11 protein-coding genes are annotated in these 13,075 nt (G+C 73.6%); 7 read left to right on the forward strand and 4 right to left on the reverse strand.

The window, feature by feature from the left end; translation table 11 throughout:
* The first annotated feature begins 131 nt into the window (after nt 1-131).
* Both glgX and ACFVXJ_RS19010 read left to right on the forward strand, forming a co-directional pair.
* A complete protein-coding gene (gene glgX, locus ACFVXJ_RS19005) occupies nt 132-2,483 on the forward strand; it encodes a glycogen debranching protein GlgX (protein ID WP_389663001.1) in 2,352 nt (783 codons plus the stop codon).
* Nucleotides 2,484-2,709: 226 nt separating this feature from the next.
* Nucleotides 2,710-3,456, forward strand: a complete 747-nt coding sequence (locus ACFVXJ_RS19010; protein WP_389663003.1) for a CDP-alcohol phosphatidyltransferase family protein — start codon at nt 2,710-2,712, stop codon at nt 3,454-3,456.
* Here the strand turns inward: ACFVXJ_RS19010 and ACFVXJ_RS19015 are convergent.
* The gene (locus ACFVXJ_RS19015; protein WP_389663005.1) at nt 3,437-3,919 is read right to left on the reverse strand and encodes an adenylyltransferase/cytidyltransferase family protein; all 483 of its coding nucleotides are present in this window, start codon (nt 3,917-3,919) and stop codon (nt 3,437-3,439) included. The genes ACFVXJ_RS19010 and ACFVXJ_RS19015 overlap by 20 nt on opposite strands.
* 172 nt (nt 3,920-4,091) lie before the next feature.
* Here ACFVXJ_RS19015 and ACFVXJ_RS19020 point away from each other — a divergent pair, with 172 nt between their 5' ends.
* From ACFVXJ_RS19020 to ACFVXJ_RS19030, 3 genes are read left to right on the forward strand one after another with little or no spacing between them, the layout of a single operon-like run.
* Nucleotides 4,092-5,297, forward strand: coding sequence for a glycosyltransferase family 4 protein (locus ACFVXJ_RS19020; protein ID WP_389663248.1), 1,206 nt, complete (start codon nt 4,092-4,094; stop codon nt 5,295-5,297).
* Nucleotides 5,294-7,066, forward strand: a complete 1,773-nt coding sequence (locus ACFVXJ_RS19025; protein WP_389663006.1) for a lipopolysaccharide biosynthesis protein — start codon at nt 5,294-5,296, stop codon at nt 7,064-7,066. The genes ACFVXJ_RS19020 and ACFVXJ_RS19025 overlap by 4 nt, the downstream gene beginning before the upstream one ends.
* Nucleotides 7,063-8,298, forward strand: coding sequence for a hypothetical protein (locus ACFVXJ_RS19030; RefSeq protein ID WP_389663008.1), 1,236 nt, complete (start codon nt 7,063-7,065; stop codon nt 8,296-8,298). Before ACFVXJ_RS19025 ends, ACFVXJ_RS19030 begins: the two co-directional genes overlap by 4 nt.
* A gap of 373 nt (nt 8,299-8,671) precedes the next feature.
* Here the strand turns inward: ACFVXJ_RS19030 and ACFVXJ_RS19035 are convergent, their stop codons facing one another.
* The gene (locus tag ACFVXJ_RS19035; RefSeq protein WP_389663010.1) at nt 8,672-10,183 is read right to left on the reverse strand and encodes a hypothetical protein; all 1,512 of its coding nucleotides are present in this window, start codon (nt 10,181-10,183) and stop codon (nt 8,672-8,674) included.
* A gap of 108 nt (nt 10,184-10,291) precedes the next feature.
* Here ACFVXJ_RS19035 and ACFVXJ_RS19040 point away from each other — a divergent pair, with 108 nt between their 5' ends.
* Both ACFVXJ_RS19040 and ACFVXJ_RS19045 read left to right on the forward strand, forming a co-directional pair.
* Nucleotides 10,292-10,831, forward strand: coding sequence for a WcaF family extracellular polysaccharide biosynthesis acetyltransferase (locus tag ACFVXJ_RS19040; RefSeq protein ID WP_389663011.1), 540 nt, complete (start codon nt 10,292-10,294; stop codon nt 10,829-10,831).
* 8 nt (nt 10,832-10,839) lie between these two features.
* The gene (locus ACFVXJ_RS19045; protein WP_389663250.1) at nt 10,840-11,967 is read left to right on the forward strand and encodes a glycosyltransferase; all 1,128 of its coding nucleotides are present in this window, start codon (nt 10,840-10,842) and stop codon (nt 11,965-11,967) included.
* Between the two features lie 21 nt (nt 11,968-11,988).
* On the opposite strand, the gene ACFVXJ_RS19050 is transcribed toward ACFVXJ_RS19045, so the two are convergent.
* The gene (locus ACFVXJ_RS19050) at nt 11,989-12,207 is read right to left on the reverse strand and encodes a hypothetical protein (RefSeq protein WP_329198438.1); all 219 of its coding nucleotides are present in this window, start codon (nt 12,205-12,207) and stop codon (nt 11,989-11,991) included.
* A 119-nt stretch (nt 12,208-12,326) separates the two neighbouring features.
* A complete protein-coding gene (locus tag ACFVXJ_RS19055) occupies nt 12,327-13,004 on the reverse strand; it encodes a hypothetical protein (RefSeq protein WP_389663013.1) in 678 nt (225 codons plus the stop codon).
* Nucleotides 13,005-13,075 lie beyond the last annotated feature (71 nt).

Raw genomic sequence — 13,075 nt, forward strand, 5'->3', positions numbered from 1 at the left:
CGCGGCCGACGTTCCGGGCGGGTCCGTGCGGGCAGAACAGTGGGAAGGACCAGACGGGGGCGGGCCCGGGCCGGGACGCCGGGGCCGCACTCCCCTGCCCTCGCAGGTACCGAGAGCCGTGGAGGCGGGCAGTGTCGAGCGCAGCCGAGCAAGAAGCGGTGGAAACCGTCGCCGGAGAGGTACGGGTCAACGGGAGCGCGCCCGCGCCGCCCGTCGACGGACAGCCGGACGGCCACCCGCGGGCGCGGCCGAACGGCCAGGTCACCGGCCCGGTCACCGGCCGGACGGGCGGCCGGCCCGTACGGGTGCCGGCGCCTCCGGGGCCGCCGGTGTGGCCCGGGTCCTCGCACCCGCTGGGTGCCCGCTACCGCTCGGGCCCGGACGGGGTCGCGGGCACCAACTTCGCGCTGTGGGCGCCGGGTGCGGAGCGGGTGGAGCTGTGCCTGTTCGACGGACGGGGCGCCGAGACCCGCTGTGCGTTGGCGGAGCTGACCCACGAGATCTGGCACGGCTTCGTCCCGGGCGTGCGGCCGGGGCAGCGGTACGGGTTCCGGGTGCACGGCCGCTGGGACCCCTGGACGGGGGCCCGCCACAATCCGGCGAAGCTGCTCCTGGACCCGTACGCGCGGGCCGTGGACGCGCGGCCGGGCAACGACTACGGCGCGCTGCCGCCCGAGGTGTACGGGCACGTGCGGGACTGGCCGCAGCAGTACATCGCCGACACCGTGCGCGACGACCGGGACTCGGCCCCGTACGTCCCCAAGGGCGTCGTGGTCCACGATGACGACGACTGGGCGGACGACGTCCGGCCGAAGACCCCGTGGGCCGATTCGGTGATCTACGAGCTGCACGTGCGCGGCTTCACCATGCGCCATCCGGAGATTCCCGAGCGGCTGCGCGGCACCTACGCGGGGCTCGCCCACCCGGCGGCGATCGAGCACCTGACCCGGCTCGGGGTGACGGCGGTGGAGCTGCTGCCGGTGCACCAGTTCGCGCACGAGGACCACCTGCTGCGCCGGGGGATGCGCAACTACTGGGGCTACAACTCGATCGGCTACTTCGCCCCGCACGCCGCCTACTCGTCGAGCGGCACCACCGGTCAGCAGGTCGGCGAGTTCAAGCGGATGGTACGGGCGCTGCACGCGGCCGGGATCGAGGTCATCCTCGACGTGGTCTACAACCACACGGCCGAGGCGGGCGAGCTGGGGCCGACGCTGTCGTTGCGCGGGATCGACAACCGGGGCTACTACCGGCTGCAGAACGACCAGCGCCGGTACGCGGACTACACCGGCTGCGGCAACACCCTGCACGCCGGGCGGCCGAACGTGCTGCGGCTGATCACCGATTCGCTGCGGTACTGGGTGACGGAGATGGGGGTCGACGGCTTCCGCTTCGACCTGGCGGCGGCCCTGGCCCGCTCCATGCACGACGTGGACATGCTCTCGCCGTTCCTGGCGGTGATCGCCCAGGACCCGGTGCTGCGTCGGGTCAAGCTGATCGCCGAGCCGTGGGACGTGGGCTCGGGCGGTTACCAGGTGGGCGCGTTCCCGCCGCTGTGGACGGAGTGGAACGACCGCTACCGGGACGCCGTCCGGGATTTCTGGCGGGGCGCGCTGCCCGACGTACGGGACCTGGGGTACCGGCTGTCGGGGTCGAGCGACCTCTACGCGTGGGGCGGCCGGCGCCCGTACGCCTCGGTGAACTTCGTGACCGCGCACGACGGTTTCACGCTGCGGGACCTGGTGTCGTACGAGCGCAAGCACAACGAGGCCAACGGGGAGGACGGCCGGGACGGCACCAATGACAACCGCTCCTGGAACTGCGGCGCGGAGGGCGAGACGGACGACCCGCGGATCGGAGCGCTGCGCCGGCGGCAGTTGCGCAACCTGCTCACCACGCTGCTGCTGTCGACCGGGGTGCCGATGCTGGTGGCGGGCGACGAGTTCGGCCGGACGCAGGGCGGCAACAACAACGCGTACTGCCAGGACAACGAGACGAGCTGGCTGGACTGGTCGCTGCCGCGGGACCCGGCCTGGGCGGAGCTGCTCGCGCTGACCACCCGGCTGACGGCGCTGCGCCGGGAACATCCGGTGTTGCGCAGGCGGGCGTTCTTCTCCGGGCGGGCGCAGGACGCGGACGGACTGCGCGACCTGGCGTGGTTCACCCCGGCCGGGACGGAGATGACGGAGCGGGACTGGTACGCGCCCGCCGCGGCGCTGGGCCTGTACCTGTCGGGGCGGGACATCCCGGGCCGGGACGAGCGGGGGCGGCAGGTGAGCGACGACAGCTTCCTGGCGCTGCTGCACGCCGGGGACCGGCCGGTGGAGTGGATGCTGCCGGGCGCGCCGTGGGCGGCGACGTACGAACTCGTGCTCGACACCTCCCGGGAGGAGCAGTCGGCGGCGCCCGGTACGCGCCACCGGGGCGGGGAGCCCCTGACGGTCCCGGCGCGGGCGGTGCTGCTGCTGCGGGTGGCGAGCTGAGGCGCCCGCGCCTCGGCCCGTCCCGGCCTGGAGCGGCATCCGCTTGAGGACGGCGGCGGGCACGGCGCGGTCGGCGGTCGTGGTCACCGCGCCGAGACCGCTCCGTACCGCCGGTTCAGGACGTAAGGGTTCATCCGGAGCCGAAAGCCGTGGACCCCCTGCGATGATGTGCCCCTCGTACGCACGTACGTCGTACACACATCCGTTCCGAAGGGGGCTTGCGTCGATGCCGAGAGTCGGGACCGCGCTGCGGGAGTTGCGCGGAGCGCAGAAGTCGGCGAAGGGGGTGTCGCTCTACTCGCGGTTCGTCAACCGGCCCGCCGGGCGGTACCTGGCCGCCGGTTCGTACGCCCTCGGGCTCACCCCGAACCAGGTGACGTTGGTCAGCGCCGCCTTCAGCTTCGCCGCGGTGGCGGCGCTCGCGCTGGCCGAACCCTCCTGGGGACTGGGGATCGCGGTGTGGGCGGCGCTCGCGGTCGGCTTCGCCTTCGACTCGGCCGACGGACAGCTCGCCCGGCTGCGCGGGGGCGGCAGCGCTTCCGGCGAGTGGCTCGACCACGTCGTGGACTGTGCCAAGTTGACGGCCCTGCACACCTGTGTGCTCATCGCCTTCTACCGCTTCCCGGACGCGTACGGCGTCGGCGGCGAGGGCGCCGGCGGAGCCCGGCCCGGCGGCTGGCTGCTGGTGCCGTTGGGCTTCCAGTTCGCCGCCGTCGTCACCTTCTTCGGCGGCCTGCTCACCGAGAAGCTCAAGCCCGGGCCGGCGCCCGGGAGCCCCGCCGCCGCCCCGTCGACGCTGCGGGCGGTGGCGTTGCTGCCCGTGGACTACGGGGTGTTCTGTCTGGTGTTCCTGCTGCTCGGCGACGGCGCGCTCTTCCGCTGGGCCTACGCCGGGCTGGGGGCGGTCGCCGCACTGTTCCTGGCGGCGTTCCTCGCGAAGTGGTTCCGGGAGCTCAGCGCAGTTCCGCGGTGAAAGCCTCGGGGATCGGCTGCGCCAAGGCGTCCAGCGCCCGACGCAGTTGGGTGCTGGAGGTGTGGACCGTGTAGGGGAAGTAGACGACGTCGACGCCGTGCGCGGCGAAGTCCTTCTCCAACCGGTCGCCCTTGGGGGTGCCGCGCCAGTCGTCGCCTTTGAAGATGACGTCGAAGCGGACCTGCTTCCAGGTCTCCACCTTGTCGGGCACCGTCTCCACGAAGGCCGCGTCGACGTACTTGACGCTGCGGACGATCTCCAGTCGCTCGACGAGCGGGATCATCGGGCGGCGCCCCTTGGCGAGTTCGGCCATCTCGTCGGAGACCACCCCGGCCACCAGGTAGTCGCACCGACTGCGGGCGTGCCGAAGGATGTTGAGGTGTCCGATGTGGAACAGGTCGTAGGCGCCGGGCGCGTAGCCGACTCGATACGGCCTGCGTGCGGGCGCGCCAAGGTCGGACATGTCCTGCTCCGTCATTTCTTACCCCCCAGAAGCCACACCCCCCGGCGTGGCGGATCAGCAGACAATAGCGTGCACGTTCCGCACCACGCCGGTGAACGAATAGGGTGACGTGCGCATCATTCAGGGGGGAAGGGGACGCCCAGTGTCCAGATCCGGTCATCGGCGACTGCTGCTGGTTTCCACCAATTACGCTCCCGAGCACGCCGGGATCGGGCCCTACGCCACCCAGATCGCGGAGCACTGGGCGGATCTCGGCCATGAGACGCACGTCCTCGCGGGCATGCCGCACTACCCGGCCTGGTCGTTGGAACCGGAGTACAAGGGGGCGCTCCGGCGCACGGAACGGCGCGCGGGAGTCACCGTGCACCGGCGTGCGCACACCGTGCCGCCGCGCCAGACCGCCGTACGGCGGGCCCTGTTCGAAGGATCGATCCTGCTGCACGGCGCCGTGGCCCCGCCCCGGATGCCCAGGCCGGACGCGGTGCTCGCCCAGATGCCCAGCCTGGCCGGCGGGGTGCTCGCCGCACGCCTCGCCGCGAAGTGGCGGGTCCCCTACGTCCCGGTCGTCCAGGACCTGATGGGCGCCGCCGCCGCGCAGAGCGGGATCAGCGGCGGCGACAAGGCCGCCGCGCTGGCCGGACGCGCCGAGGCGTACGCGCTGAAGCGCGCCACCCTGGTCGGCGTCATCCACGAGACCTTCGTGGACCGGGTCGTCGGGATGGGCGTGCCCGAGGAGAAGATCCGCCTGGTGCCCAACTGGTCCCACGTGGCGACGCCGACCAAGCCGCGCGGCGAGACCCGCCGCCACCTCGGCTGGGCGCCGGGCCAGACGGTGGTGCTGCATTCCGGGAACATGGGTCTCAAGCAGGGCCTGGACGTCCTGGTCGGCGCCGCCCGGCTCGACCCGGACGTCCGGTTCGTCCTCATGGGCGACGGCAGTCAGCGCGCGGCCCTCGCCGACCTCGCGGCGGACGTACCGAACCTCGACATCATCCCCCCTGCCGCCGATGGGGAGTTCCCCGATATCCTCGCGGCGGCGGACGTGCTCGCGGTCACCCAGCACGCGGCGGTGCTCGACATGAGCGTGCCCTCCAAGCTGACCTCCTACTTCCAGGCCGGCCGGCCCGTCGTCGCGTCGGTGGCGGCGCGGGGCGGGACCGCCCAGGAGGTGAAACGTTCCGGCGCGGGGGTGCTCGTACCGCCGGAGGACCCGGGCGCCCTGCTCAAGGCCGTACGGGCACTGGCCGAGGACCCGGAGACCGCGGACGCCCTCGGTGCCGCCGGGCCCGTCCACGTGGCGGCCCACCTGAGCCGCGAGGCGGGACTGGCCCGTATCGATGCACTGATGGACGAAGCACTTGGGGGTTCCCGGCCGTGATCGAGACGAACCGGCCGGCAGCGGCCCCCGCCGAGGACGAACCGGACCTCCTGCGGGACCAGTTCCGACAACTCCTGCGCTACCGCCGGCTCCTCGGCGCGGTCATCGGCATCGGCCTGCTGGGCGGCGTCTACCTCGGCGTCTCCACGGCGGACACCTACGTCGCGACCGCCGACATCGTGCTCCGTGCACCCACCGACGATCCCTTCAACCCGAGCCTGGCGCCCGACAAGGCCATCAACATCGGCTCGGAGCGCCAGGTCGCGCTCAGCTCCTCCACGGCCGACGAGGCGGCGAAGAAGCTCGGCGTGCCCGAGTCCGGCGTCGCCGCCCTGCGCAGCGGCCTCCAGGTCACCAACCCGCCGCAGACGATGGTGCTCCGCTTCACCTACACCTCCTCCTCCCCCGGGGAGGCCGCGAAGCGCGCCAACGCGATGACCGCGGCCTACCTGCTCAAGCGGCAGGAAGCCCTGGACGTCACCCGCGACAAGATGGTCAAGGGCTACCAGGACCAGCGCGACCCGGTCGCCAAGCAGCTCGACGACCTCGTCAAGCAGATCAACGCCATGCCCTCGGGAGTCGGGCGGGACACGGCGTACTCCTCCAAGACCGACCTCCAGAGCAAGGTCAACACCCTCAACAGCAACATCGCCAAGCTCCAGGCGCTGGACATGGCACCGGGCCGGGTCACCAGCCCCGCGACCGCGCCCGGCGACTCCGACGGACCGGGCCTGCCGATGTCCCTCGCGCTCGGCGCGGCCGTGGGCCTGGCGCTCGGTCTGCTGGCCGCCTGGGTCCGACTCGTCTTCGACCCCGCGCCGCGCTCCGACGGCGATGTGGCGCGGGCCCTGCGGGCGCCCGTACTGGGCTCCCTGCCGCGCGACAAGACCGGTGGCGGGCCGCTGCTCGCGGCCGGTGAGGAAGACCCGCGCCTCGCGGAGGAGTTCCGGTCGGTGGCCTTCCGACTCGCCTACGACTCCCGCTTCGCCGACCGGCGCCGGCTGCTGGTGGTCGCACCGCGCGGCAGCAGCGAGACCGCCGCCGCGGTCGCCGTGAACCTGGCCGCCTCCTTCGCGGAGACCGGCAAGGACGTCCTGCTGATCGAGGCCGACCTGCGCACGCCGGTGCTGGCCAGCCAACTGCCGACCGACGCGGGCGGGCGCCCGCGCTGGAGCCAGATGCCGGGCGGCCCGGGCGCGGGCGGAAAGCCGGGGCAGCAGGGCGACTCCGACTGGCCCGACGGGCGCCAGCTCGTCGTGGACGCCGGGGAGTCGGGCGCCTTCGACCTGATCCCCGGTGAGCGGGTGCGCAACGTCGCCCGCGCCCTGACCTCGCCGCGCGCCACCCGGCTGATCTCCGAGGCCGACTCCCCCAACTCCACCGTCGTGGTGCTCGCGCCGCCCGTGCTCTCGTACGCCGACGCGCTCGCGCTCGTCGACCGCGTCGACGGCGTCCTCGTGGTCTGCGACCCCCGCGCGGTGCACCGCAGCGACCTGTCCCGCATCCGCGAGCTCATCAGCGGCGCCGGCGGGACCGTGCTCGGGGCGGTGCTGCACACGCCGCTGCCCGGCGAGAAGCGCGGCGGCCGGGGCAAGGGGAAGGGCAAGGACGCCGCCCCGGCAGCTCCGGCTCCGGCCCAGGCTCAGGCTCAGGCCGACAAGCAGGCGCCGCGGCCCATCCCGTACGAGGTCGCCGAACAGGAGCAGCACATCCCCGGTGACGGCACCGACACCGTGGCGCTGCGCACGGTCCGCACGGGCCGGCGGTGAGGCGCGGCGGTCTCGCCGCGCTCGCCTCGGTCCTGGACCAGGCCGCTTCCAGCGCCACCAACATCCTGGTGCTGGTGCTGGCCGCCCGGCTGTCGTCGGCGTCCGGCTTCGCCGACTTCTCGATGGTGTACGTGACCTTCACGGTGCTGCTCGGGCTGAACATGGCGTACGTCGGCCAGACCGTGGTGCTGGAGCAGGACGGGGAACGGCTCGGCGCGGTGTGCCGTTCGGGCCTCGCCTTCACCGGCGCCGCCTCGGCCGCGGCCGGGGCGGTGCTCGCCCTGGTGGGCCTCGTGCTGCCCGGGGCCGGGGGGTGGGCGTTCCTCGCGCTGGGGCTCGTCCTGCCGCTGGTGCTCGTACAGGACGGGCTGCGGTACTGCTTCTCGGCGCTGCGCGTGCCGGAGCGGGCGCTGGCCGCCGACGTGGTGCGGCTGGTGGGTGTGGTCGGCGCGCTGCTCGCGCAGCCCGAAGGGGCGTCGGCGGGGCGGCTGGTGCTGGTGTGGGGGGTCTCGGCGCTGCCGGCGCTCGGGCTGGGGCTGTGGCTGCTGCGGCCGTACGTGCGCGGGGCGCGGGTGGACCTGCGGCCGTACGTGCGGCGCGGGCACCTGGGACAGCGGTTCGTGGTCGAGTTCGCGGTGGGCAACGGCTCCAGCCAGCTCGCGGTGCTCGGGCTCGGGGTGTTCGCGACGCCACTGGCGGTCGGTGCGCTGCGGGGTGCGACCACGTTGTTCGGGCCGCTGAACGTGCTGTTCAACTCGGCGAACGCGTTCGGGCCGCCGGTGGTGGGGCGGGCGTCGGGCAAACGGGGCGTGGTCCGGCTGACGCTGCTGATGGGCGCGGTGCTGGCGGCGCTCGGCGCGGGGTGGGGCGCGGTGCTGTACGCGCTGCCGGCGGCGGTGGGGCGGCAGTTGCTGGGCCCGACGTGGGGAGCGGCGGCGACGCTGCTTCCGGCGACGGGGGCGCAGTACGCGGTGATGGGGCTGGGGACGTGTGCGTTGCTGACGCTGCGGGTGCTGAACCCGAGGGCGACGCTGTCGTTGCAGGTGGTGTTCTCGTTGCTGTCGGTGGCCCTGTTGTTGGGCGGGTACGCGGTGTGGGGGGTGGCGGGCGCCGCGTGGGGCCTGGCGGCGGGCTCGGCCGCGAAGGCGGCGGCGGCCTGGACGCGGGTCTCCCGCCTCCCGGAACCCGCGGTCCCGGCCCCGGCGCCCGCCCCGTCGGCGGAACCGGCCTGACCAGCCGTCCCGGCCCGGCCCGGCTCCATCCGGGGCTCGGCCCCAGAACCCGGCGGCTTCGGTCGGCCGTTCGGGGCTCGGCCCGCCGGCCGGACCGCCCTCACCGGCCGGGACACCCGCCCCGAGTGCGGCGCCACCGCGCAAGCGCCTCCGGCTGCGCCGGACCCCCTGGGGCTCCGCCCCAGACCCCGCGCCTCAAACTCCCCCAGCTACCGCTGGGAGGTACCCCCACGGGGCTGATTTTTTCCGCCCCGGCGCTTGAGAGCGCGGGTGGCGGCAGCTCACCCCTGGGACCCGGGGCCGCATTTCACCCACCCCGGGGGACGGGGCCGCATTTCAGCCTCGCCGGCGTTTGAGGCGCGGGGGCGACGGGTCAGCGGAGGCGGGCCGATTTGTCCTCGCGGAACGTCGCGACCAGCGCCAGGCAGAGCGCCGCGATGGCGATCCGCCCCGACGCCTGGAGCAGCGGGCCGCGCAGCAGGATGAAGGAGTACCCCGCGACCAGCGGGACCACCACCGAGATCAGGCTCCCCGGCGGCGACCTCCTCGTGGCCCGCTTCGCGTACCGGCGGTCCACCCGGGCGGCCGCGTAGCCCATCCCCAGCAGTCCGGCCACCATCCCCAGCGGCCCGAAGTCGATCCACAGCTCCGCCCAGATCGGGGACGACAGGTTGGTGTTGACCGTCCCCATCCACTCCCCGATCATCACGCCCGTGTCCTTCGGCTTCCCCGGCCACACCGACCGCGGCACCGCGAAGAACACCGATCCCGCGAGCTGACGCCCGTACAGATGGCCCGGGCCCGAGTTGGAGTAGGTGATGGTGTTCGCGAACATGCCGATCTGGTCGTAGTCCTTGAGGGCCATCGGCTCCAGGAAGGACGTCGTCTCGACCGGCTTGTAGTTCTTCTCGTCGTACCGGAAGCGGTCCGCGAACGGGAAGACGAGGAGCGCGATCACCACGGCCATGGACAGCGCCACCCGGTACATCGCCGCGCTCACCGGGAAGACGGTGAACAGCAACGCGAACATGACCGTCAGGAACCAGTAGCGCGGGTTGGAGATCGGGTTGTTGACCACCAGGTTGAGCAGCGCGAGCGCGCCCCACGTCGCGAGGATCGAGACCTTGCGCCGGGCGTACTTGGAGGTGATCAGCCACCGGGTGTACAGCAGCAGCGCCAGCAGCGCCGGCACCGTGCCGAAGCCGCGCAGCAGCGCTTGGCCCGCCTGGCCGTCGCCGTTGGAGACGCCCGCCTCCTCGATGCCCGCGATGATCTCCTGGCGGCTGGAGAAGAAGACCGCCGGGCCGCCCAGTTTCATGATGAACGCCGCGCTGCACAGGAACGCGAGCGCGGTGAGCAGGTGCAGGCGCCGCCGGTGCGCCAGGACCGGCCGTTTCTCCTTCTGCGAGCCGCCCGCGCGGCCCGTCGGCCGGTGGCGGCCCAGCAGTACGCCGACGTCGAACGCGGTACACCCCAGCAGGACGAGGGCGATGGCGGTCGTGAGGTCGTAGCGGGGGCCGACGACGGGCGTCGGGACCCGGCCGAGGACGGCCTGGGCGAGCGGGGCCACCCCCATCGCCATGTAGACGAAGAGCCAGAACGAGCCCTGGAGCAGTTTGCGCCGGCTGGTCAGGACCATCGCGGACAGGCGGGCGCCCGCGTACATCGTCAGCAGCAGTTGCAGCCAGAAGGCGGCGTCGTGCCGGCCGTCGCCGGACTGGACGGCGACGAAGAGCGGCAGGAAGACGGTGAACCCGAGGATCAGCGGGACGGACAGCGCACGCGAGAGCAGGGTGCGCGGGGTGGTGACGCGGCCCCACCGCGCCTCGTCCTGCGGCGCCGCTACCGGGACGGCTACGGGCGGCCTGCGTATGTCCGTTGCCACTGCCGCCCCCACCCCATGTGCCTGGTCCGCGCGCAGTCTAGTCTGAGCGGGCCGTGCCCGGGGAGGCGCGGCGGGGTGGTTGTCGGGGGCGGACGACGGGGGCGACTTTTGCGTGATCTTCCTTCCTTCACACTGGCCGGGTACGACAAGGGGCGCGGGCTGCTGACGCAGGCGCTCTGGTTCGCCGTGCTGAACACGCTGTTCATGGCCTGGTTCTGTCCGGCCCGGCTGCGGGTGGCGTTGCTGCGCGCGTTCGGGGCGCGGATCGGCGAGGGCGTGTTGATCCGGCACCGGGTGCGGGTGTTGTGGCCGTGGAAGCTGACGGTCGGCGACCACGCGTGGATCGGGGAGGGTGCCTGGCTGCTGAACCTGGAGCCGGTGACCATCGGTGCGAACGTGTGCGTCTCCCAGGAGGCGATGCTCTGCACCGGTTCGCACGACCACCGGGCCGCCGACTTCCGCTACCGCAACGCGCCCATCGTCGTGGAGGACGGTGCGTGGGTGGCCGTACGGGCCACCGTGCTGGCGGGTGTGACGATCGGGCGGTGCGCCGTGGCGGGCGCGGGCGCGGTGGTCCACAAGGACCTGCCCGCCCTGACCCTGCAAACCCAGGACGGGCGGCGCCGCCCGGTGGAGGAGCCCAAGTGAGTCCCGCCCTGAAAGTCCTGCACACCGTCACCCTGCACTCGCCCTCGCACGCCTTCGGCGGGCCGGTCCGGGTCGCGCTGAACCTGGCCAAGGGACTGCGGGCGCGCGGTCACGAGGCCCGCCTGCTGGCCCTCGGCGAGGGGTTCCCCGATCCGTGGCCGACCGATGTGGAGGGGGTGCCGGCGAAGCTGTTCCCGGCTCGGCGGCTGCTCCCGCTGGGCTTCAGCGGGATGACCTCGCCGGCGCTGCTCGCCTCGGCGGGGCGGCTGGTGCGGGAGGCGGACGTGGTCCACGTCCACCTGGCGCGGGACCTGGTGACGCTGCCGGTGGCGCTGGCCGCGCTGCGGGCCCGCAAGCCGCTGGTGCTCCAGACGCACGGGATGGTGGACCCGAGCGGGAAGCTGTTGGCCAAGGTGCTGGACGCGGTGGCGGTACGCCGGCTGCTGCGCGGGGCGGACGCGGTGCTGTACCTGACCCCGCACGAACGGGAGGGCCTGGACGCGGTGGTGGGCCCGCCGGCGCTGGCCACGGCGGTGCGGCTGGTCAACGGCACCCCGGCGCAGGAGGAACGCCCGGCGCCGGTCGGTCCGCCGCGCATCCTGTACTCGGCGCGCCTGCAGGGCCGTAAGCGGCCGGTGGACTTCGTGGACGCGGCGCCGGCGGTGCTGGCGGCGCACCCCGACGCGGAATTCGTGGTGGCGGGGCCCGACGAGGGCGAACTGGCGGCGGTCCGGGCCCGGATCGCGTCGCTGGGGCTGGGCGCGCGCTTCACGGTCACCGGGGCCCTGTCGAGCGCGGAGGTCCTGGCGGAGCTGCGCCGGGCCCACGTGTACGTGTTGCCGTCGGTGGCGGAGCCGTTCCCCATGTCGGTGTTGGAGGCGTTGGCGGTGGGCGTGCCCTCGGTGGTGACCCACTCCAACGGCCTGGCCCGGGACATCGCCGCGGCGGGGGCCGGGCGCGCGGTGGACCCGGGTGCGGCGGGGGTCGCGGAGGCCGTCCTCGCCCTCCTGGACCCGGACGCGAACCGGTCGGCCTCGGCCGCCGCCCGGAAATTGGCGGCGCAGTCGTTCTCGATGGACGCCGTGGTGGACACCCTCCTGCCGGTGTACGCGTCGGCCCGCGGCGCGGGGGCGTAGCCGCTCCCCCGCCCCGACGGGTCAGATGATGTCGCGGCCGCGTTCCTCGACCACCGGGAGCACCCCGGCGGCCCGACGACGGCGCAGGACGCTGGAGTACACGGCCAGGCCGATCGCGCCCGCCGCCATCATGATCAGGCCGACGAGAGGGAGGTTGACGCCCTCCATCCGCCAATCGCTCGCGAAGGTGAGGATCGCCCCCACCACGATCAGGGCTATGCAGCCGCCGATGCCTCGCATGTCAACTCGCCTCCACGTTCGTGGTCTTGTGACGGCGCGAGTACCCCGGGCCGGGACATGGAAACGCCCCCGCGGGTAGCGTCACCGCCCGCGGGGGCGTGGAGGTACGACGGCGGGCCCTACGCGGGGACCCAGGCGTAGCAGGCGGTCGAGGTGAACTCGGCGGTGCCCGCGGGGATGGTCGCCGTGATCTTGTCTCCGGCCTTCGGCGCGGTCTCGGGGCCCGAGGCGAGGACGGAGCCGTCCTTGCCCTTGGCCTCCCAGGCGCAGGTGGTGCTCTGGGTCAGCGCCCGGTAGGTGCCGGGGGCGGGCGACTGCCGGCGGCCGTCGCCGAAGCCCTTCTCGGCCGCGTCCAGGATCGGCTTCTGCTCCGGGCACAGGAACGGGATGGCGTCCTTGGCGCCGGGGATCTCCCCGGCGACGACGGCCCCGATCGCCGCGTCCTTGTCGTGCTTCGCGGTGCGCTCCACCCGCTGGCAGGACTCCTGGCCGGTCTGGAGGACGGCCGCGGGGTCCATCTTCTCCGGGACCCGGCCGCTCAGGTACTTCTTCTCCGTCTCGGTGAAACTGCCCGTCTTGGGGACGAGTTTCGCGTCGGGCAGGACCGGGCCGGTCGGCTTGCCCCCGGCGGGGGTCGGCGCCGCCGGGCTGTCGGCCGGGTCCGGCACCGAGGAGGAGGCCGGCGGCTTCGGCTTGTCGGCCGCGGAGTCGGCCTTCCCGTCACCGCCCGAACCGCAGGCGGTCAGGGTCAGGGCGGCGGCCAGCAGAACAGCAGCCGCTGCGGAGCGTCGGTACATCAGGGGGCTCCCGTACTTGCCGGTGGTGGACAAAGGAGTACGGGGCCTGCCGCCCGGGCAGGCCCCGTACT

This window comes from Streptomyces sp. NPDC058279 (genome assembly GCF_042881255.1).
Taxonomy (GTDB): domain Bacteria; phylum Actinomycetota; class Actinomycetes; order Streptomycetales; family Streptomycetaceae; genus Streptomyces.